This window comes from Propioniciclava sp. LT294 (assembly GCF_059516005.1).
In genome coordinates this window covers 239176-259905 of the sequence record NZ_JCAKNG010000002.1, presented here as the reverse complement: position 1 = coordinate 259905, position 20730 = coordinate 239176, and the positions used below count along the sequence as shown (strand labels likewise).

20 protein-coding genes are annotated in these 20730 nt (G+C 71.8%); all 20 read right to left on the bottom strand.

Annotated elements, in window-relative coordinates; translation table 11 throughout:
- Nucleotides 1-212: 212 nt before the first annotated feature.
- The 20 genes from AC5YDA_RS03785 to aroC all read right to left on the bottom strand — a co-directional run bounded on the left by AC5YDA_RS03785 (nucleotide 213) and on the right by aroC (nucleotide 20714).
- A complete protein-coding gene (locus AC5YDA_RS03785) occupies nucleotides 213-986 on the bottom strand; it encodes a lysophospholipid acyltransferase family protein (protein WP_496188669.1) in 774 nt (257 codons plus the stop codon).
- 7 nt (nucleotides 987-993) lie between these two features.
- A complete protein-coding gene (gene rpe / locus AC5YDA_RS03780; RefSeq protein WP_496188670.1) occupies nucleotides 994-1665 on the bottom strand; it encodes a ribulose-phosphate 3-epimerase in 672 nt (223 codons plus the stop codon).
- Between the two features lie 22 nt (nucleotides 1666-1687).
- On the bottom strand, nucleotides 1688-3052 hold the full coding sequence (locus AC5YDA_RS03775) for an RsmB/NOP family class I SAM-dependent RNA methyltransferase (protein ID WP_496188671.1): 1365 nt from the start codon (nucleotides 3050-3052) through the stop codon (nucleotides 1688-1690).
- Nucleotides 3052-3984 carry a methionyl-tRNA formyltransferase gene (gene fmt, locus AC5YDA_RS03770; protein WP_496192752.1) on the bottom strand — a complete coding sequence of 311 codons (933 nt, stop codon included), beginning with the start codon at nucleotides 3982-3984 and terminating at the stop codon, nucleotides 3052-3054. Before fmt ends, AC5YDA_RS03775 begins: the two co-directional genes overlap by 1 nt.
- 40 nt (nucleotides 3985-4024) lie before the next feature.
- Nucleotides 4025-5998: a primosomal protein N' family DNA-binding protein gene (locus AC5YDA_RS03765; protein WP_496188673.1), complete on the bottom strand. Its 1974-nt coding sequence runs from the start codon at nucleotides 5996-5998 to the stop codon at nucleotides 4025-4027.
- A gap of 47 nt (nucleotides 5999-6045) precedes the next feature.
- The gene (metK, locus tag AC5YDA_RS03760; protein WP_496188674.1) at nucleotides 6046-7236 is read right to left on the bottom strand and encodes a methionine adenosyltransferase; all 1191 of its coding nucleotides are present in this window, start codon (nucleotides 7234-7236) and stop codon (nucleotides 6046-6048) included.
- The gene (gene coaBC / locus AC5YDA_RS03755) at nucleotides 7233-8453 is read right to left on the bottom strand and encodes a bifunctional phosphopantothenoylcysteine decarboxylase/phosphopantothenate--cysteine ligase CoaBC (RefSeq protein WP_496192751.1); all 1221 of its coding nucleotides are present in this window, start codon (nucleotides 8451-8453) and stop codon (nucleotides 7233-7235) included. Before coaBC ends, metK begins: the two co-directional genes overlap by 4 nt.
- Before the next feature lie 18 nt (nucleotides 8454-8471).
- Nucleotides 8472-8810 (bottom strand): DNA-directed RNA polymerase subunit omega, encoded by a 339-nt coding sequence (gene rpoZ, locus AC5YDA_RS03750; RefSeq protein ID WP_496188676.1) that lies wholly within the window; start codon nucleotides 8808-8810, stop codon nucleotides 8472-8474.
- 29 nt (nucleotides 8811-8839) lie between these two features.
- Nucleotides 8840-9391: a guanylate kinase gene (gene gmk / locus AC5YDA_RS03745; protein WP_496188677.1), complete on the bottom strand. Its 552-nt coding sequence runs from the start codon at nucleotides 9389-9391 to the stop codon at nucleotides 8840-8842.
- Nucleotides 9388-9699, bottom strand: coding sequence for an integration host factor, actinobacterial type (mihF, locus tag AC5YDA_RS03740; RefSeq protein ID WP_496188678.1), 312 nt, complete (start codon nucleotides 9697-9699; stop codon nucleotides 9388-9390). Before mihF ends, gmk begins: the two co-directional genes overlap by 4 nt.
- Before the next feature lie 87 nt (nucleotides 9700-9786).
- Nucleotides 9787-10593, bottom strand: a complete 807-nt coding sequence (gene pyrF / locus AC5YDA_RS03735) for an orotidine-5'-phosphate decarboxylase (RefSeq protein ID WP_496188679.1) — start codon at nucleotides 10591-10593, stop codon at nucleotides 9787-9789.
- Nucleotides 10590-11660 (bottom strand): quinone-dependent dihydroorotate dehydrogenase, encoded by a 1071-nt coding sequence (locus tag AC5YDA_RS03730; protein WP_496188680.1) that lies wholly within the window; start codon nucleotides 11658-11660, stop codon nucleotides 10590-10592. The genes pyrF and AC5YDA_RS03730 overlap by 4 nt, the downstream gene beginning before the upstream one ends.
- Nucleotides 11657-15025: a carbamoyl-phosphate synthase large subunit gene (gene carB, locus AC5YDA_RS03725; RefSeq protein WP_496192750.1), complete on the bottom strand. Its 3369-nt coding sequence runs from the start codon at nucleotides 15023-15025 to the stop codon at nucleotides 11657-11659. The genes AC5YDA_RS03730 and carB overlap by 4 nt, the downstream gene beginning before the upstream one ends.
- Nucleotides 15025-16164: a glutamine-hydrolyzing carbamoyl-phosphate synthase small subunit gene (carA, locus tag AC5YDA_RS03720; RefSeq protein WP_496188682.1), complete on the bottom strand. Its 1140-nt coding sequence runs from the start codon at nucleotides 16162-16164 to the stop codon at nucleotides 15025-15027. The genes carB and carA overlap by 1 nt, the downstream gene beginning before the upstream one ends.
- Nucleotides 16165-16178: 14 nt before the next feature.
- Complete coding sequence (gene nusB / locus AC5YDA_RS03715; protein ID WP_496188683.1) at nucleotides 16179-16625, bottom strand: transcription antitermination factor NusB; 447 nt, start codon at nucleotides 16623-16625, stop codon at nucleotides 16179-16181.
- Nucleotides 16622-17191, bottom strand: coding sequence for an elongation factor P (gene efp / locus AC5YDA_RS03710; RefSeq protein WP_496188684.1), 570 nt, complete (start codon nucleotides 17189-17191; stop codon nucleotides 16622-16624). The genes nusB and efp overlap by 4 nt, the downstream gene beginning before the upstream one ends.
- A gap of 73 nt (nucleotides 17192-17264) precedes the next feature.
- On the bottom strand, nucleotides 17265-17945 hold the full coding sequence (locus AC5YDA_RS03705; protein WP_496192749.1) for an FMN-binding negative transcriptional regulator: 681 nt from the start codon (nucleotides 17943-17945) through the stop codon (nucleotides 17265-17267).
- Complete coding sequence (gene aroB, locus AC5YDA_RS03700) at nucleotides 17945-19024, bottom strand: 3-dehydroquinate synthase (RefSeq protein ID WP_496188686.1); 1080 nt, start codon at nucleotides 19022-19024, stop codon at nucleotides 17945-17947. Before aroB ends, AC5YDA_RS03705 begins: the two co-directional genes overlap by 1 nt.
- Complete coding sequence (locus tag AC5YDA_RS03695; protein ID WP_496188687.1) at nucleotides 19021-19530, bottom strand: shikimate kinase; 510 nt, start codon at nucleotides 19528-19530, stop codon at nucleotides 19021-19023. Before AC5YDA_RS03695 ends, aroB begins: the two co-directional genes overlap by 4 nt.
- Nucleotides 19527-20714: a chorismate synthase gene (gene aroC, locus AC5YDA_RS03690; RefSeq protein WP_496188688.1), complete on the bottom strand. Its 1188-nt coding sequence runs from the start codon at nucleotides 20712-20714 to the stop codon at nucleotides 19527-19529. Before aroC ends, AC5YDA_RS03695 begins: the two co-directional genes overlap by 4 nt.
- Between the last annotated feature and the right edge of the window lie 16 nt (nucleotides 20715-20730).

The following is a 20730-nucleotide window of genomic DNA, read 5'->3' as shown; positions in this document are numbered from 1 at the left end:
GCGGCAGGCGACCCGGACCGATCGGCTCCGCACCCGCTGGCTGGCTCGATCTGCTGCTCACTTCGCCGGCAGTCACGCACTCCACTGGCGAGAATGCACTCGACCAGCGTCGCAACGCTGGCCGAGTGGCAGAGCCCCGGTCAGGTGGCCCCGTGCTGGGCGAGGGCCGGCTCGGTGACCCGCCCCGATCCGAGTGCCGAGTGCCCGCCCCGTCAGCGCACGGGCCGGCGCGGAACGCGCTCGCCCTTGCGGGGATCCCAGACCCCGTCGGGGCGCTGCTCGCCGCGCAACTGCTCGACGAGCGAGGTGATGGCGTCCATGATGCGCTCGGTCGCGATGCGCATGGCCTCGACGTCGGTGCGCCCGGCGAGATCGGCCAGATCCACCGGGTCGCCCATGATGACCCGGACCGGCTTGCGCGGGAAGAACCGAGGGATGCTCAGCTTGCGACCGGGCATGATCGCATCCGTGCCCCAGTTGGCGGTGGGGATGACCGGCACCTGGGTGGCCAGGGCCAACCGGGCGACACCCGTCCGGGCCATCATGGGCCACAGGTCGGGGTCCCGGGTACGACCGCCCTCGGGATAGATGCCGACGCACTCCCCTCGTTCCAACGCGGCCTGCGCGGGCGCCAGGGCGTCGCTGGCCTGCACGGAGTTGCGCACGACGGGGATCTGCCCACACTTGCGGGTGAACCACCCCACGACGGGGATCCCCCAGAGTTCGGCCTTCCCGAGGTAGCGGGGCCAGCGCCCGGACCAGATGATGTACCGGCCCACGGCCAGCACATCCGCGTAGGAGACGTGATTGCTCACCAGCAACATGCCGCCGTTCGGCGGGAGCGCGCGGGCGTCGTCCCACACCTCACGGCTGGTGGCGCGCAGCACCCAACCGGCCAAGATGGCCAACCTCCGGTAGACGGGTCCGTCCCCGGGCGCACTCGGCGTCCGCAGGGGACGCTGGCTGCGGTTGGCGAGCTTGCCCACGATGGCCTCAGTGACCCGAGCAGCGGGCGTCGGCGATCTCGGCCAGCGAGCGGACCATGGCGTCCGGGTCGTCCGCCCTGAAGACCGCCGAGCCGGCGACGAAGACGTCGGCGCCGGCGTCCACCGCGCGCTCGATCGTGGATTCGGAAACGCCCCCGTCGACCTGGATCCAGATCTCCTGGCCGGAGTTCCTGACGATCTCGCGCGTGCGACGAATCTTGCCGAGCATCCCGTCGAGGAACGTCTGCCCCCCGAAGCCCGGGTCGACGGTCATGATCAGGACCATGTCGAACTCGGTGATGATGTCGGCCAGCGGCTCGATGGGCGTCTGGGGCCGCAGTCCGATGGACGCCCGCGACCCGAGCGAGCGGATCTGGCGCGCGGTTCGGATCGGGGCGTTGGAGGCCTCCAGGTGGAAGGTCACCGACTCACAGCCGAGCTCCGCGTAGGCGGGTGCGTGGACGTCGGCGTTCTCGATCATCAGGTGGATGTCGAGGAACGCGTCCTTGTGGTTGTTCCGCAGGCACTCGACCACGGGCAGGCCCAGGGTCAGGTTGGGCACGAAGTGGTTGTCCATCACGTCCACGTGGATGCCGTGCGAACTGGGGATCCGGCGGATCTCGTCGTCCAGGCCGGCCAGGTTCGCGTTCAGGATGCTGGGATGGATTCGGTTCGCCACGCGTCGACTCTAGCGGCGCAGGTCAGACCCGACGCAGGGTTGCCAGGAACATGGCGTCCGTTCCATGCCGGTGCGGCCACAGCTGGACGTAGGGGCCCAAGGACGCGGCCGGGACCCCCGGCAACGCGGCCGGTGCGTCCAGTACCTCGGTGTCGTCGCGCTCCGCCAGCACCGCCTCCAGGACGCCGCGGGTCTCGGCCACGTGCGGCGAACAGGTCACGTAGGCCACGACCCCGCCGGGAGCCACCGAATCCAGCGCCGAGTTCAACAGCCGCCGCTGGAGCGGGACGAGGGCCGCGAGGTCGTCCGGACTCCGCCGCCAGCGCGATTCCGGACGCCGCCGCAGCGCCCCCAGGCCGGTGCAGGGCACGTCGGCCATGACGCGGGCGAAGCGGGCGACCGCCCAGGCCGGGCGGGTGCCGTCCGCCGCGATCACCACCGGCACGTGCTCGCCCTCGTAGGCACGCAGGGCGTTCGCGACCAGCTGGGCGCGGTGCGGCTGCAGCTCGGAGGCCAGCAGGGTCTGGCCCGCCCCACGCGCGAGACCGGCGAGCAGGGCCGCCTTGCCTCCGGGGCCGGCGCAGAGGTCGAGCCAAGGACCGTCCGGCGCGTCGGTCCGGGCCAGGGCCCAGGCGACCAACTGGCTGCCCTCGTCCTGGACGCCGGCTCGCCCCGCACGGACGGCGGGGACGTCACCGGGGTTGCCCGCGCGGCGGGCGCCGAAGGGCGAGTACCTCGTCGGCTCGCCGTCCAGGTCGGCGACCTCGGCCAGACCGGGCCGGATGACGAGCGTGGCCACCGGCGGCACGTTGTTGGCGGCGAGCGCGGCTTCCGCCTCGTCGCCCAGGAGGTCGACGTACGCCGCGGCGATCCAGCGCGGATGGTGGGTGCGCAGGGCGAGCGCACCCAGGTCATCCTCGTCCCGGGACAGGTCCGCCACCCAACCGTCGAGGTCGTGCGCCGCCACCTTCCGCAGGACGGCGTTGGTCAGCCCGGCGACCTTCTCCCCCACCTCGGCTGCAGCGAGGTCGACCGTGGCGGCGATCGCCGCGTGCGGGGGCACCCGCATGGAGAGGAGCTGGTGGGCGCCCAGACGCAGCGCGTCCGCCAGGGTCGGGTCGAAGCCGTCCCGGCCGGACGCCGCGGCCAGGATCCGGTCGTAGGTGCCGAGCAGCCGACAGGTCCCCGAGACGAGCTCGGTGACGAAGCCGGCGTCGCGGGCCTCCAGGTTCGCCTCACCGAGCACGCGGGCGGTCTCGAGGTTCGCGTAGGCGCCCTGCTGCGTGACCGCACCGAGGATGCGGTGCGCGAGCAGCCGCGGCCGGTCCGGACGCCGACGCCGGAGCTTGCGGTTGCCCCCGCTCCCGGAGCCTGGTGCAGGGCTCATCAGACGAACCGGACGGTGCTGTGCAGGCCCCGGCCCCAGTCGGCGGCGGCCATCTCCTTCTTGCCCTGCGGCTGCACGCGGACGAGCTCCAGGGCGTCCGTGCCGGTGCCGACCAGGACGCGGCGCCTCTCGACCCGCACCTCGCCCGGCGTGAGACCTTCCTCCAGCGTGGGGGCGGCCAGTCCCACCTTGAACCGCTCCTCGTCGCCACCGTCGAGGGACGCCATCGTCCAGGCCATGGGGTCGGGCGAGCACCCGCGGATCCGGCGGTCCAGCTCGATCGCGGGGCGCGTCCAGTCCAGCCGGGCTTCCTCCACGATGACCTTCGGTGCCACCGTGAGGCGCTCGAGGTCGATCTGGGGGGCCGGCTCGGCCCCGGCGGCGATGTCGTCGAGGGTGTCCAGCAGCAGCCGGGCACCGGCGTGGGCCAGGCTGTCGAGGAGGGCGCCGGCGGTCTCGGTGCCCTCGAGCGTGCGGGTGAGGGTCCGATACACCGGGCCGGCGTCCAGTTCCTGCACGAGGCGGAACGTGGTGGCTCCCGTCACCTCGTCCCCGGCCATGATCGCCCGCTGCACCGGTGCGGCGCCGCGCCAGCGCGGCAACAGCGAGAAGTGCAGGTTGACCCAGCCGTGCCTGGGGATGTCGAGGACGGTCTGCGGGACCAGCGCGCCGTAGGCGACGACGGGACACGCGTCCGGGGCGAGGTCCGAGAGCGAGTCCGCGAACGCGGGGTCGCGCGGGTGCGCCGGCTTGAGCACCGGGATCCCCCGCTCCTGGGCCCAGGCTCCCACGTCGCTGGGCACCAGCTTCTTGCTGCGGCCGCGGGCGGCATCGGGACGGGTCACCACCGCCACCACCTCGTGGTCAGAGGCGACCAGCGCCTCCAAGGAGGGCAGGGCGACGGCAGGGGTTCCGGCAAAGACGAGGCGCACCCCGACAGCTTACGATGCCCGCCCCCCGCGGCAGTGGCCGTCACCAGGGGTCGACCTGGAGCCTCATCGCGCCGGGGGCCTTGCGGGAGAGCCGGTCGGCGACGATGGCGCGCAGGCCGGCGACGAGTCGGTCGCCGTGGACGGGCGGGCATCGGACGGTCAGTCGCCAGGTCTCGCCGTCGCCCACCGTCTCCAGCGGCACGGGACCGAACGGCTCCGCCCCCGGCACCGGACGCCATGCCGCCTCGGCCTCGGCCAGGGCGCCCTCCGGTCCGTCGAACTGGACCAGGCGGGCCGCCGGCGGGAACCGCGTCTCGACCCGCTCGGCGTACTCGCGGGCGGCGAAGCCGGCGACGTCAAGGCGGACCAGTGCCTGCAGCGCGCGGGCGTCGCGCTCCCCCACGGCCATGACCGTCCCTCCGCGGGTGGCCGGACGGACGAGGGCGCAGACGGTCAACCAGCGGCGGAGCGCCTCCTCGGCCGCGCGCAGGTCGGGACGCCCGAGCAGCAGCCCGGTGTCCATCAGGATCGCGGCCGCGTAGCCGCCCTCGGCCCGCGGCTCGGCGCCGGGCGTCGCCAGGACCAGAGCGGGTTCGCCGTCGACGGCGTCCAGCAGGTGCCCGGACCACGACTGGAGCACGCGCACCCGGGGGAAGGCCCGGCCCAGTTCCTCCGCCGTCCTGCGGACGCCGACGCGCGGCGCCCGCAGGTGGGTGTCCCCACACTCCGGGCATCGCCACGCTCCCTCCAGTGGGCCGCAGGTGGCACACACCAGGGTCACGCCATCGCCCTCGCGCGCACGCTCGCCGCGCAACGGGTGGGCGCATCGTGGGCAGCGTGCCGGCGTGCGGCAGGCCTGACAGGCCATGCCGGGGGCGTATCCGGCTCGGGGAACCTGCAGCAGCACCGGCCCCGACGTCAGTCCCGTCCGGATGGCGGCGAAGACGTCGCGCGGCAGGCGCGCCGCGCGGGCGGCCGGGTCGCGATCCTCCGCGCGCTCGTCGGCCGAGGCGATGCGGACGGCCGGGGCGAGGCGGCGCACCTCACGGGCCTCATGGGCGAGGGAGACCAGCCAACCACGCTCCACGAGCGCCTGGACCTCGGCCGACCGGCCGTACCCGGCCAGCAACAGACCGCACTGTTCCCGGCTCGCCCGCAGCGCGGCGACCTCACGCGCATGCGGGTAGGGGGCGCGCGGTTCGGCGAGGGAGTCGTTCCCCTCGTCCCACACGACCACCAGGCCGAGGTCGTGCACCGGCGCGAAGACGGCAGCGCGCGTCCCCAGGACGAGACGCACGTCGCCCCGGGCCACGGCCAGGAAGTTCCGGTAGCGCGCGGCGGGGCCGAGGTCGGCCGACAGCGTCGTGAAGCTGCCGCCGCCGAAGATCTCCGTGCAGCGCGCCTCCAGGACGGCCAGGGCCTCGGCGTCCGGCACGACGACCAGCACACCGCGACCGGCACCCAGCACGGCGGCCACCGCGTCGAGGACTCCGCCCGCCCAGTCGCCCGGGCCGTCGGCCACGGGCACCGGGCTCCAGGCGGCACGGAGCGCTTCGCCGCCCGCCAGCCCGGCGAGGTAGCGCTCCCCGCCGGGGAAGCCCGCCAGGACGCCGGGAGAGGACTCCGCAGCGGGGCCGGGCCGCTCGGGGCGGGCGGCGGCCTCCGATGCCGCGTGCCGGGGCGGGATGGCCAGGCGGGCGACGTCGGAGAACGTGCCGCCCCAGTGGTCGGCCACGGCGCGCACCAGGCCGGCGACGGGTTCGGTGAGGACGACCTCGGAGGACGTCACCCGTTCCAGGGGTGCCAGTCGATCGAGCTCGCTGCTGTCGGCGACCTCCAGCACCCAGCCGTCGCGCAGCTTGCCGGCGAAGCGCACGCGGACGCGCACGCCGGGACGCACGGCCTCCGCCTGGGCGTCGGTGACCGCGTAGTCGAAGACGCGATCCAGGTGCGGGAGGGGCACATCCACCGCGACACGAGCGACGCGCGGCGGCGTCGGCTCGGGTGCGGTCATGGGGCGATCCTAGGGCGGGGCGCAGACAGTCCCCGCCCGCGGGCGCGTCAGCCGCGGACGGCTGCCTGCAACGCTGCGGCGCGGTCCGTGCGCTCCCAGGTCATCTCGGCCAGCTCACGGCCGAAGTGGCCGTAGTTGGTGATGCGCGAGTAGATCGGGCGCAGCAGGTCGAGGTCATGGATGATCGCGGCGGGCCGGAGGTCGAAGACCTGCTTGATCGCGTCGTTGATCTGCTCGACCGGCACGGTCTCGGTGCCGAAGCACTGCGTGTACAGACCCACCGGGTGTGCGCGTCCGATGGCGTAGGCCACCTGCACCTCACACCGGGTCGCCAGCCCCGCGGCCACCACGTTCTTGGCCACCCACCGCATCGCGTACGCCGCGGAGCGGTCGACCTTGGAGGGGTCCTTGCCGGAGAAGGCGCCACCGCCGTGGCGGGCCATGCCGCCGTAGGTGTCGACGATGATCTTGCGACCCGTGACGCCGGCGTCCCCCATGGGGCCGCCGATGACGAACTTGCCGGTGGGGTTGGTGTAGGTCTTGCGGCCCTCGTGCGAGATGTCGTAGCGGGCGAGCACCGGGTCGATGACGTGGCGGACGAGGGCATCCCGGACGACACCGTCGCGCCAGGCGGCCTCGGTGTGCTGGGTGGACACCACGACCGTGTCGACCCTGACCGCGCGGTCACCCTCGTACTCGATGGTCACCTGGGTCTTGCCGTCGGGCAGCACCCAATCCAGCTCCCCCGACTTGCGCACCTCGGCGAGGCGCTCGGCCAGTCGGTGGGCGATGTCGATGGGCAGCGGCATCAGGGTCGGGGTGTCGGTGCAGGCATAGCCGAACATGAGGCCCTGGTCGCCGGCGCCCTGACGGTCGAAGGCGTCGACGGCCACCCCGTCGCGCACCTCCTCGGCCGTGTCCACGCCTTGGGCGATGTCGGGGCTCTGCGAGCCCAGCGACACCAGCACGCCGCAGCTCTTGCCGTCGAAGGACGCGGCCGCACGGTCGTAGCCCGTGGCCAGGATGCGCTCGCGCGCGATGCTCGAGATGTCGACGTACGCCGAGGTGGAGACCTCGCCAGCGACCACGACGGTGCCGGTGGTCACGAGGGTCTCGACCGCGACACGGCTGTTGACGTCCTGCGCCAGCAGGGCATCGAGGACGGCATCGCTGACGGAGTCCGCCAGTTTGTCCGGGTGCCCCTCGGTGACGGATTCCGACGTGAACAGACGGCTCACAGATCCCCCTTCGACGCCACGACGGCGTCCCAGATTCGGTGTGCGATGACGGCCTTGTCGCCGCTCGCGCTCGCCACCGGTCCGGTGGCGTCGATGATGGTGACGGCGTTGGTCTCCTGGCCGAAGACCGCACCACCGCTCACATTGTTGAGGACGAGCAGGTCGCAGCCCTTGCGCGCCAGCTTGCTCCGCCCCAGGTCCAGGAGTTCGGCGTCGTCAGCGGCGGTCTCGGCGGCGAACCCGACGATGACCTGTTCACGCCGACGGTCGTGGCTCATCGTGGCCAGCACGTCGGTGGTCTGCCGCAGCTCCAGCGTCAGGCCCCCGTCGCCGTGCTTCTTGATCTTGCCGTCGGCAGGGGCCACCGGCGTGAAGTCGGCCGGGGCGGCTGCCATGACGATGGCATCGGCGTCCGGCTGCAGGCGCCGCATGGCCTCGGCGAGATCGCCGGTGGAGGTGACGCGCACCACGTCGACCCCGCTCGGGATCGCCAGCGCCACGTTCGCGGCCACCAGCGTCACGCGGGCCCCGCGCAGCGAAGCCGCCTGGGCCAGGGCGAGGCCCTGACGCCCCGACGAGGCGTTGCCGAGGAAGCGGACGGGATCGAGCGCCTCGTGGGTGCCGCCGGCCGACACCACCACGTGGTGCCCCGACAGGTCGCGGCTGCGGACGGCGGCGACGGTCTCGGGCGAGTCCAGGAGCGAGGTGGCGACACCGGCGATGTCGAAGGCCTCGGGCAGGCGACCCGGGCCGGTGTCGGCGCCGGTGAGGCGGCCCGAGGCGGGATCCATCACCACGACACCGCGCTCGCGGAGGGTCGCGACGTTCGCCCGCGTGGCCGCGTGCTCCCACATCTCGGTGTGCATCGCCGGCACCATCAGCACCGGACAGCGCGCGGTGAGCAGGACGTTGGTCAGGAGGTCGTCCGCCCGGCCGGACGCCGCTCGCGCGAGCAGGTCGGCGGTGGCGGGGGCGACGACGACGAGGTCGGCGGATTGTCCGATCCGGACGTGCGGCACCTCGGTGACGGCGTCGAACACGCCGGTGTGGACGGGACGGCCCGACAGGGCGGCCCAGGTGGTCTCCCCCACGAACTGCAGCGCGTTCGGTGTGGGGACGACCGTGATCTCGTGGCCGGACTCGCGAAGACGCCGGAGGACCTCACACGCCTTGTAGGCGGCGATTCCTCCGGCGACTCCCAGGACGATGTGGCTCACGACCGCGTGGACGTCGGCTCAGGCGAGGTCGTCGGGATCGAACGGGCCGAGCCCGAAGTCGGGGTCGGCCTCCGCCTCGGCACGCGCGGCGGCCTCGGCCTCGGGATCGATCTCGGTGACCTCGAGCACGTCGGCGGCGATCTCGCGCAGCGCGATCGTGAGGGGCTTCTCCTGCACCGAGGTGTCGACGAGCGGGCCGACGTTCTCGAGCAGGCCCTCACCGAGCTGGCTGTAGTAGGCGTTGATCTGGCGCGCGCGCTTGGCGGCGAACAGGACCAGACGGTACTTGGAATCGACCTTGCTCAGAAGGTCGTCGATCGGGGGGTTGGTGATGCCCTCAGGGATGTTGGTGCTCAACGTCAACCTTCTCCACTTGTGTGATGGGTCTACAAACCCAAGGAGCTTACCAGTTTCTCGACCGTCTCGCCCAACTCGTCGTTCACGATGACCTCGTCGAACTCCTCCGCCGCCGCCATCTCGACGCGGGCCGTCTCCAAGCGGCGCGCCACCTGGTCGGGCGACTCGGTGCCACGTCCCTCGAGCCGACCCACCAGTGTGGACCAGTCCGGGGGCGCGAGGAACACGAAGTGGGCCTCCGGCAGCGTCTCCCGCACCTGTCGCGCGCCTTGCAGGTCGATCTCCAGGATGACCGCACGGCCCTGGGCCGCCGCCTCACGCACGGGGGCCGCCGGGGTGCCGTAGCGGTGGCGGCCGTGCACGACGGCCCACTCGAGCAGCCCGTCCGATGCGACGAGTTCGTCGAACTCGGCCTCGGACGTGAACCAGTAGTGGACGCCGTTCTGCTCGCCGGGTCGCGGCGGGCGGGTCGTCGCCGAGATGGACACCCAGACCTCGGGGTGGGCCTTCCTCAACCGCTGCACCACGGTGCCCTTGCCGACCCCTGCGGGCCCGGAGATGACCGTGATGCCGTGCCTCACTTGAATTCGGCCTTGAGGCCCGCCACCTGGTGACGCCCCAGACCGCGGATGCGGCGGTTCGAGGCGATGTCCAGCTTGCCCATGACGGCGGACGCACGCTTCTCGCCGACGCGCGGCAGGGACTTGAGCAGGTCGACGACCTTGATGTGCGCCAGGACGTCGTCCCCGGCGGCGACGTCGAGTGCCTTGGTGAGGGACAACTCGCCGGTACGGACCTGGGCCTTCAGGTCGGCGCGGGCACGACGGGCCTGCGTGGCCGCGGCGCGGGCGGCCTGCAACTGCTCGGTCGTCAGCTGGGGAATGGACACACTCTGCTCCCAACAATCGTTCTCCAGGGGGCGTCGTCCGGGGATCCCTTCACGCCCTCACTGCGGGTTTCGGTGAAATGCTAGCAATCAGCGGGCCACAATGGCCGCAACCTTGTCCCGAAGAGACACTGCATCCGGTCCTGCTTGCAGGATGCCGCGCCCGACCATCGGCAGCACATTCTCGATCGCCGGTCCGAACAGGTTCGGCAGGTTCTCGATCCGCCCACCCTGGGCACCGATACCGGGCACCAGGATCGAGCCGTTGAAGTCGCCCACGTCGATGCCGAGGGTGCCGTGGGTGCCGCCCACGACCAGCCCGATCGCGCGCGTGCGCGCCCGCGTGTTGAGCTCCTTGGCCGCGTCCACGATCTCTTGGGCGACCGAGCCGTCCTGGCCCAGCGCCAGCTGGACCCGACCGCCCTCGGGGTTCGAGGTACGGGCCAGCACGTAGACGCCCTTGTCGAAGGCGATGGCCCGCTCGAAGGCGGGCGTCAGGGAGTCGAAGCCGAGGTAGGGCGAGAGCGTCACGGCGTCGCCGGACAGGGGTGAGCCGGGGGCCAGGTACGCCTCGGCGTACGCCTCCATCGTCGAGCCGATGTCCCCGCGCTTGGCGTCCACGATCGACAGGGCACCGGCGGCACGGATGTCGGCCAGGACGCGCTCGAGCACGGCGATGCCGGCCGAGCCGTACACCTCGAAGAAGGCGACCTGCGGCTTGAACACCGCGACCTGCTCCCCCAGCGCGTCCACGACGGTGCGGCAGTACTGCTCCAGGCCGGACGCCGTCAGCGGCAGCCCCCAGGCGGTCAGGAGGCTCGCGTGCGGATCGATGCCCACGCACAGGTTGCCGCGGTCGGCGACGGCAGCCTTCAGTCGCTGGCGGTAGGTGCTCATCGAACCTCCTCGTTGATGTCCGCGATCAGGGCCGGCCCTGCGTAGATGAAGCCAGTGTAGAGCTGGACGAGGCTCGCGCCGACGTCGAACAGGGCACGCGCGTCGGCCGCCGTCATCACGCCGCCGGAACCGATCACGGGCAGGTCGGTGTGGGAGGCGACGTAGGCCACCACCTCGCGGGCGCGTACGGTCAACGGACGCCCGGACAGGCCACCCGCCTCCCCGGCCAGGTGGGCGTCGGCGGGGGCGAGCCCGTCGCGTCCGAGTGTGGTGTTGGTGGCGATGATGCCGGCCACCCCGGCGTCCGTCGCGGCGGCCAGCACCTCGTCGACCTGCGGCCAGGTGAGGTCGGGTGCGATCTTCACGAACAGCGGCACCGGGGACGCCGGGGTCGCCGCGCGAGCCCGCTGCGTCAGGGCACCGAGCAGTTCGACCAGCGCCCCCCCGTCCTGGAGCGAACGCAGGCCCGGGGTGTTGGGGCTCGAGACGTTCACCGCGACGTAGTCGGCGTGCGGGTGGACCGCGTCGAAGGAGGTCAGGTAGTCCGCGACCGCGTCCTCGACGGCGACGACCTTGGTCTTGCCCAGGCTGATGCCGAGCGGAATGCCCGCGGCACCGTTGCCCCGATGGATCCCGGCCGCGGCCAGCCGGACGGCCAGCGCACGGGCCCCGTGGTTGTTGAAGCCCATCCGGTTGACCAGGCCCCCGGATGCCCGAGCGCGGAACACCCGTGGCTTCGGGTTTCCCGGCTGCGCGTGGGCCGTCACGGTGCCGAGCTCGGCGAAGGCGAAGCCGAGGCGCTGCCACGCCAGCGCCGCCAGGCCGTCCTTGTCCATGCCCGCGGCGAGACCGACGCGGCCGGGGAAGCGGACGCCGGCCACCTCGATGGGCGTCGCCTCGGTCCGGGTGAGGGCGCCCAGCAGCGAACGGGCCCCCGGCACCCGGGCCAGCCCCGCGAGGGCGTGGATCATGTCCTCGTGGACGCGCTCCGGGTCACCGCCGCGCGCCGCGAACAGGATCGGACGCAGCACCCGCCGGTAACCGCTTCCGACCAGCGCGCGCCTCAACGCCCCACCTCGAGGTCGTCCGCCGCCCGGGACGCGGCCGCGAGTTCGGCCAGCTCGGCGGCGATGTCGGCGTTCCACGCCTGGATCGGCCGGACGCCGACCTCTCCCGCCTGGGCGGCCTCGATGCCCTGCACGGCCGCGGACAGCCCCTGCACGGTGGTGATGATCGGGATGTCCCGGAGGATCGCGGCCGAGCGGATGGACCATCCGTCGCGGCGTGGCTGCCCGTCGGCGCTCGCCCCCTGCGGGGTGTTGAAGATCAGGTCGACGTCACCACCCAGGATGGCGTCCACGACCGTCGGCTCCCCGTCGGCGCCGCGACCCTGGTGGGCCTTGCGGAGCACCTCGACGGGGATGCCGTTGCGGCGCAGCACCTGCGCGGTGCCCGCGGTGGCGACGATGCGGAAGCCCAGGTCGGCGAGCCGCTTGACCGGGAAGATCGCGTGCCGCTTGTCCCGGTTGGCGATCGACACGAACGCCGTCCCCGAGGTCGGGAGGCCTCCGTAGCTGCCGGTCTGGCTCTTCGCGAAGGCCGTCCCGAAGCGCTTGTCGAGGCCCATCACCTCGCCGGTGGACTTCATCTCCGGGCCGAGCAGGGAGTCGACCGAGAAGCCCTCGTTCGTGCGGAACCGGTTGAACGGCATCACGGCCTCCTTGACCGCGATGGGCGCCGACTCCAGCAGGCGCGCGCCGTCACCCTCGGCACGCAGCACCCCCGCGGTGCGCAGCTCGGCGATGGACTCCCCCAGCATCAGCCGCGCACAGGCCTTGGCCAGCTGGGTGCCGGTCGCCTTGGAGACGAACGGGACGGTGCGCGATGCGCGCGGGTTCGCCTCGAGGACGTACAGGGTGTCGCCCTGCAGCGCGAACTGGATGTTCACCAGGCCGCGGACGCCGACGCCGCGTGCGATCGCCTCGGTCGCCGTGCGGATCCGGTCGATGGCGTCGTCACCCAGCGTGATCGGCGGCAGCGTGCAGGCCGAGTCGCCGGAGTGGATGCCGGCCTCCTCGATGTGTTCCATGACGCCGCCGAGGTAGAGCTCGGTGCCGTCGTAGAGCGCGTCCACGTCGATCTCGATCGCGTCGTCCAGGAAGCGGTCGACCAGCACCGGCTGCTGCGGGGTGATGAAGGTGGCTCGTTCGATGTACCCGACCAGCGCCGCGTCGTCGTAGACGATCTCCATGCCCCGGCCGCCGAGGACGTAGCTGGGGCGGACGAGCACGGGGTAGCCGATGCGGTTGGCGATCTCCACGGCCTGTTCAGCGCTCTGGGCCATGCCGTACTTGGGTGCCGGCAGCCCGGCCGCGGTGAGGACGTCGCCGAAGGCGCCGCGCTCCTCGGCCAGGTTGATCGCCTCCGGGGTCGTGCCGACGATCGGCACGCCGTTGTCCTTCAGCGCCTGGGCCAGCTTCAGGGGGGTCTGCCCGCCGAGCTGCACGACGACGCCCGCGACAGGGCCCTGGTCGGCCTCGGCGTGGTAGACCTCCAGGACGTCCTCCAGCGTCAGCGGCTCGAAGTAGAGCCTGTCGGACGTGTCGTAGTCGGTCGAGACCGTCTCAGGGTTGCAGTTGACCATCACGGTCTCGTACCCGGCCTCGCGCAGGGCCATCGCCGCATGGACGCAGGAGTAGTCGAACTCGATGCCCTGACCGATCCGGTTGGGCCCCGAGCCGAGGATCAGGACCGCCGGCTTCGTGCGGGGCTGGACCTCGGTCTCCTCGTCGTAGGAGCTGTAGTGGTACGGCGTCCTGGCCGCGAACTCGGCCGCGCAGGTGTCCACGGTCTTGTAGACGGGGTTGACGCCCAGGGCCCACCGGACGCCGCGGACCACCTCGTCCGAGGTGTTCCGCAGCTGCGCGATCTGGTGGTCCGACAGCCCCGTCCGCTTGGCGCGCCGGAGCACCTCGGGGGCGAGATTGTAGTGGTCGCGCACGAGCTGGGCGACCTCCCACACCGACAGGATCTGGTCGAGGAACCAGGGGTCGATGCCCGTCGTAGCGTGGAGCTGCTCGACGGTCGCGCCCGCCCGGAAGGCCCGCATGACGAGCTGGAGGCGTCCGTCGTGGGGGCGCGCCACGCGCGCCAGGATGTCCTCGAGCGGCTCGTCGACCGGGGAGGTGAAGTCGAAGGGCGCCTTCGGGTCCTCGAGCGATCGGAGCGCCTTGTTGAGCGCCTCGGTGAAGTTCCGGCCGATCGCCATCGCCTCGCCCACCGACTTCATGTGGGTGGTCAGGGTGTCGTCCGCGGTGGGGAACTTCTCGAACGCGAACCGCGGCACCTTGACCACGACGTAGTCCAGCGTCGGCTCGAAGGACGCCGGGGTCTCGGCCGTGATGTCGTTGGGGATCTCGTCGAGCGTGTAGCCGACGGCGACCTTCGCCGCGATCTTGGCGATCGGGAACCCCGTCGCCTTCGACGCCAGCGCCGAGGACCGGGAGACGCGCGGGTTCATCTCGATGACGACCATGCGCCCGTCGGCCGGGTTGACCGCGAACTGGATGTTGCAGCCGCCGGTGTCCACGCCGACCTCGCGGATGATGGCGATGGCGACGTCGCGCATGGCCTGGTACTCGCGGTCGGTGAGGGTCATGGCCGGGGCGACGGTGATGGAGTCGCCGGTGTGGACACCCATGGGGTCCAGGTTCTCGATCGAGCAGATGATGACGACGTTGTCCGCCTTGTCGCGCATCACCTCCAGCTCGTACTCCTTCCAGCCGAGGATCGACTCCTCCGCGAGCACCTCGGTGACCGGCGAGGCGGCCAGGCCGATGGCGGCCATCTCGCGCAGTTGCTCCTCGTTGTGGGCGAAGCCCGAGCCGACGCCACCCATGGTGAACGACGGGCGCAGCACGAGCGGGTAGCCCAGTTCGGACGCCGCGGCCAGGACCTCGTCGAGGGTGTGGCAGATGAACGAGCGGGCCGACTCCGGCGCGGCGCCCGGGACGTCCAGCCCCGAGACGATCGCCTTGAACTTCTCCCGGTCCTCACCGCGCTGGATCGCGTCGAAGTTGGCGCCGATCATCTCGACGCCGTACTTGGCCAGCACGCCGTTCTCGTGCAACGCGACGGCGGTGTTGAGGGCCGTCTGGCCCCCCAGGGTCGGCAGGATGGCGTCCGGTCGCTCGGCGGCGATGACCTTCTCGACCATCTCGGGGGTGATGGGCTCGATGTAGGTCGCGTCGGCGAACTCCGGGTCGGTCATGATCGTCGCCGGGTTGGAGTTCACCAGGACGACCCGGTACCCCTCCTCGCGCAGGACGCGGCAGGCCTGGGTGCCCGAGTAGTCGAACTCGCAGGCCTGGCCGATGACGATCGGACCCGAACCGATCACGAGGATCGACGAGATGTCGGTGCGCTTGGGCATCAGTTCTCCTTCGCTGCCGTGAGGACGTCGACGAACCGGTCGAACAGGTGGGCGGAGTCGTGCGGTCCGGCCGCGGCCTCCGGGTGGTACTGGACGCTGAAGCCGCGGACGCGACCCGCGGCGTCCGTCAGTTCCAGCCCCTCGACGACGTCGTCGTTCAGGCAGACGTGGCTGACACGCGCGGTGCCCCACCGGGTCGCGGTGTCGGCGTCCAGCGGCGCGTCGACGGCGAAGCCGTGGTTCTGGGCCGTGATCTCCACCAGGCCGGTGGCCCGGTCGAGGACGGGCACGTTGATGCCGCGGTGGCCGTACTTGAGCTTGTAGGTGCCGAACCCGAGGGTGCGCCCGAAGATCTGGTTGCCGAAGCAGATGCCGAAGTAGGGCAACTCGGCGTCGAGCACGTCGGCGAGGAGCGCCACCGCGTCGTCGGCCGTGGCCGGATCGCCGGGGCCGTTGCTGAAGAAGACCCCGTCCGCACCGGTGGCACGGATGTCGTCCAGCGTGCTGGTGGCGGGGAGGACGTGCACCTCGATCCCGCGGCGGGCCATGAGCTCGGGCGTCATCTCCTTGATGCCGAGGTCGATCGCGGCCACGGTGAAGCGCCGCTCCCCCTCGGCCGGCACGACGACGGGCGCGGCGACGGTGACGTCCCCGACGAGGTTGGCGCCGGTCATCGACGGCTGCTCGAGCACGCGGGCGAGCAGAGCGTCGGCGTCCAGTTCCGTGGTGGAGATGCCGACGCGCATCGCGCCCCGCTCGCGCAGGTGACGGGTCAGGGCGCGGGTGTCGACCTCGGCGATGCCGACGACACCCTGGGCGCGCAGCACCTCGTCCAGCGAGCGGTTCGAACGCCAGTTGGAACGGATGCGGCTGGCGTCCCGGACGACGTAGCCGGACACCCAGATGCGCCGGGACTCGTCGTCCTCGTCGTTCCAGCCGGTGTTGCCGATGTGCGGCGCGGTGGCCACCACGACCTGTCGACGGTAGGAGGGATCGGTCAGCGTCTCCTGGTAGCCGGTCATGCCGGTCGAGAAGACCGCCTCACCGAAGGTTTCGCCGGTGGCCCCGAAGGACACTCCACGAAACGATCGGCCATCTTCGAGGACCAACAGGGCTGGTACATCGTCTCGAGGTTCCATGGAGGTGTCCTTCCTCACGTGTCCTGGTCGTCCCCCGGGTTCGCGACAGCGAGCCGTTCGGCAGCCGCGGAGAGCACGCCGCTCAGGAACGACGGCGAGCTCGGGGTGGAAAGCTCGGCGGCCAGGTCGACCGCCTCATTGATGGCCACCTTCGGCGGCGTGTCGGTGTGCGCGATCTCGTACAGCGCGATGCGGGCGAGGTTGCGGTCCACATGGGCCAGCCGGTCCAGCGTCCAGTCATCGGTCAGGACGGCCGCGATGGCGGCATCCACCTCGTCCAGGTGCGCGACCACGCCGTTGACGAGTTCGATGGTGAAGGGCCGCACGGGCGGCTCACCCAGGCCGATGCGCTCGGCCAGGGTGTCGGTCGCGGGACGGTCCCGGAGCTCGCTCTCGTACAGGATGTCGAGGGCGCGCTTGCGGGCCTTGGTCCGCGTCGAGTTGTCGCGGTTCTGGGTCACCCGTTGACCCGGCCGAGGTAGCTGCCGTCGCGGGTGTCGACCTTGACCTTCGTACCCGACTCGATGAAGAGGGGGACCTGGATCTCCTTGCCGGTCTCCAGGGTGGCGGGCTTGGTGCCGGCCGAGCTGCGGTCGCCCTGCAGGCCGGGCTCGGTGTAGGTGATCTCGAGTTCGACCGAGGCGGGGAGGTCGATGTAGAGCGGGTTGCCCTCGTGGGTGGCCACGATCGCGTTCTGGTTCTCGAGCATGTAGTCCTTGGCGTCGCCGACCGTCTCCTCGGAGATGTTCAGCTGCTCGTAGGTGTCGGTGTCCATGAACACGAAGGCCTCGCCGTCGTGGTACAGGTACTGCATCTCCCGGCGGTCGACGGTGGCGCTCTCGACCTTGGTGTCGGAGTTGAACGTCTTGTCGATGATCTTCCCGCTGGTGACGTTCTTGAGCTTGCTCCGGACGACGGTGTTGCCCTTGCCCGGCTTGTGGTGCTGGAACCACTGCACCTGCCACAGCTGGCCGTCGATGACCAGGACGGTCCCGTTCTTGAGGTCGTTCGTGGAGATCGTGGGCATGGGTGTTCCTTCCGGCGTCGCGTTACCGACGGGCTACTCTACCGGTGCGGACGGATTGCCGCGAACCGGGTTCTCATCGTGGCGCGACGCCCCCGAGGCGACGTCCCTGCCTGACGTCCGCCATCAGCTGGTGGCGGGCCTCGGCGTGGGGCAGGCTGACCTCCTCCATCTCGGCTGCCAGCGCGTCCGACCCGACGTCGCGCAATCCGTCGATGACGTCAGCGATGTCCTCGGGCGTCCTGTTCTGGTTCAGCTTCGCCTTGGCCTCCACGCGGGTGATCGCCAGTTCGACCCCCACGATCGCCCGCAGCATCCGGTCGATGGCCTCGGGGTCGACGCGACCGGAGTCGTAGCCGAACCGATCCGACAGGGTGAAGGCCGCCTCGCGCGCCCAAGCGGGGTCGTCGTGGACGACCAGCGGCCCGTACGCGTGGACGGTGACGTAGTTCCAGGTCGGGACGCCGGGGGACACGGCGTTGGAGGCGCACCAGTCGGGCTGGATGAACCCGTCGGGACCGGACAGGATCGCCAGGGCCTCCCCCAGGTGGGGCACCTTCCACACGGGGTTCACCCGCGTGACGTGCACGACCAGTGATCCCCAGCCCTCACCCGACGGCGCCGGCCTCCAGACGACGGGCAACAGGGTGGCGACCGGCCCCGTCTCGTGCGCCGTCACGAGCTGGGCGGTCCCGGCGGATGCGAGGAGCGAACGGACGTGCTCATCCGTCATCGAGAAGTGCTTGGGCGTGTACATCAGGCGGTCAGTTCCTCGTAGGTGGTGCGCAGCACGGCCTCGTCCGGCGCCTCGGCGATGAACGGCCGCGCGACACCGTCCAGGAGGACGAAGCGCAGGCTGCCGCCTCGCGACTTCTTGTCGAGGTTCATCGTGGCGCGCAGCTCGTCCCAGACTCCCGCCCGGTAGGTGAGCGGCAGGCCGACACCACCGAACACGGTGCGGTGGCGCTCCACGAAGGCGTCGTCGGCGTGCCCGAGGTTGCGCGAGAGCATCGCGGCGAACTGCGAGCCGATCGAGACCGCGTGCCCGTGCGGCATCGTGTAGTTCTCGCGGCGCTCGATCGCGTGGGCCAGCGTGTGCCCGTAGTTCAACAGTTCGCGGCCGACGGAGTCGCTCGAACTCGTGCGCTCGCGCAGGTCGCCGGCCACGACGGAGGCCTTCACCTCCATCGAGCGCACGACCGCCTCCTCCAGCTCGTCACTGCCGGCCGTCAACAGGGCCTCGGGGGCGGTCTCGAACAGTTCGAGGGTGCGCTCGTCGGCGATGAAGCCGTGCTTGGCCATCTCGGCGAGCCCCCCGCGCAGGTCGGCCACCGGCAGCGAGGTGAGGAAGTCGAGGTCGGCCAGTACGGCCGCGGGCTCCCAGAAGGCACCCACCAGGTTCTTGCCCGCCGGCAGGTTGATGCCGGTCTTGCCGCCGACCGCGGCGTCCACCATCGCCAGCAGGGTGGTCGGCACCGACACGTACCGGACGCCGCGCAGCCAGGTGCCGGCGACGAAACCGGCGAGGTCCGTCGTCGCTCCCCCGCCCAGGCCCACCACGGCGTCGGTGCGGCTGAAGCCCTCCTCGGCCAGCAACTGCCAGCAGGAGTCGAGGACCTCGGTGGTCTTCGCCCGCTCGCCCTCGGGCAACTCGACCAAGGTGACGTCCGCCCCCAGGGAGGCCCCCAGTTCGGACGCCCGGCGCCGCAGCACCTCGGGGTGCAGGATCGCGACCTTGGCAGCATCGCCGACGGCCGCCGCGAGGCCGGACACCGCCCCGTGGCCGACCACGACGTCGTACGGATGGGCTGTCGCCACACGAATGGTCTCGGTCATGACGCGGACTCCTGGAGCAGGGCGACGATCTCGTCGACGACCTCACCCGGGTCGCGCCCACTGGTGTCGACGTGGTGGCGGCCGACGGCCGCGTAGACCGGGGTGCGGGCGCGCAGCATCTTGATGAGCGTGCCGCGGATGCCACCGCCGGCCAGCAGCGGACGGCTGTCGTCCAGGCCGATCCGCCTGAAGGCGTCGTGCGCATCCACCTTGAGCCACACGGTCTCGACGTCGGCGAGGGCCGCCGCGATCGCGGGCGTCAAGGGCGCCCCGCCGCCCAGGCTGACCACGCCGCCACCGACCAGCAGGGACAGGGTGGCGTCCTTCTCGATCTCGCGGAACGCCTCCTCGCCGTCGTCGGCGAAGATCTCGCGGACGAGCTTGCCGTGCATGCGCTCGATCTCGTGGTCGACATCGAAGAAGGGGAGGCGCAGCCGCTCGGCGAGAAGGGCACCGACGGTCGACTTCCCCGAACCGGGCGCGCCGATGATGGCGATGGTGGTCACGCGAGGCCCCGCTCGGCCAGTCGGTCGAGGTAGGCACGGTGGTTCCGGGCGGTCTCGGACAGCGAGTCGCCGCCGAACTTGTCCAGCATCAGCTCGGCCAGGACCAGCGCGACCATGGCCTCGGCCACCACGCCGGCGGCGGGCACCGCGCACACGTCGGAGCGCTGATGGTGGGCCTGGGCGGGCTCCAGCGTGGTCGTGTCGACGGTGCGCAGGGCGCGCGGCACGGTCGCGATCGGCTTCATGGCGGCCCGGACGCGCAGCACCTCGCCGGTGCTCATGCCGCCCTCGGTGCCGCCGGACCGGTTGCCGGTACGCGTGATGTGCTGACCCTCCAGCACCATCTCGTCGTGCGCCAGCGAGCCGCGGGTCCGGGCCAGCTCGAAGCCGTCCCCGACCTCGACGCCCTTGATCGCCTGGATGCCCATCAGGGCACCGGCCAGGCGTGCGTCCAGGCGACGGTCACCCTGGATGTGCGAGCCGATGCCGGCCGGAAGACCGGTCACGACCACCTCGACGACCCCGCCGAGCGTGTCCCCGTCGGACTTGGCGGCGTCGATCTCGGCGAGCATGCGGGCCGACGACTCGGCATCGAAGCAGCGCACCGGGTCCTCGTCGATGGCGTCCCGATCGGCGGCTGTCGGCAGGCGGCCCCCGGTCGAGGCGACCGATCCGATCTCGACGACGTGGCTGACGATGCCGACGCCGTAGGCCTGGTCGAGGAAGTTCGAGGCGACCCGGCCCAGCGCCACCCGCGCGGCCGTCTCGCGGGCGGAGGCGCGCTCGAGGATCGGGCGGGCCTCGTCCCAGTCGTACTTCTGCATACCGGCCAGGTCGGCGTGGCCCGGACGCGGGCGGGTCAGGGCGGCGTTGCGGGCCTGCGCGGCGAGCACCTCCGGGTCGACCTGGTCGGGCGACATGACGGTCTCCCACTTGGGCCACTCGGTGTTGCCGACCATGATCGCGATCGGCGAGCCGAGGGTCTCACCGTGGCGGACGCCGGCCAGCACCGTCACCTCGTCGACCTCGAACTTCATCCGGGCACCGCGCCCGACCCCGAGCCGACGGCGGCGCAGGGCGTCCGCCAGGTCGTCGGAGGTCACGCGGACGTGGGACGGGATCCCCTCGATCGTCGCCACCAGGGCTCGGCCGTGGGATTCACCGGCGGTCAACCAACGCAACATGCGGACCAGTCTCCCA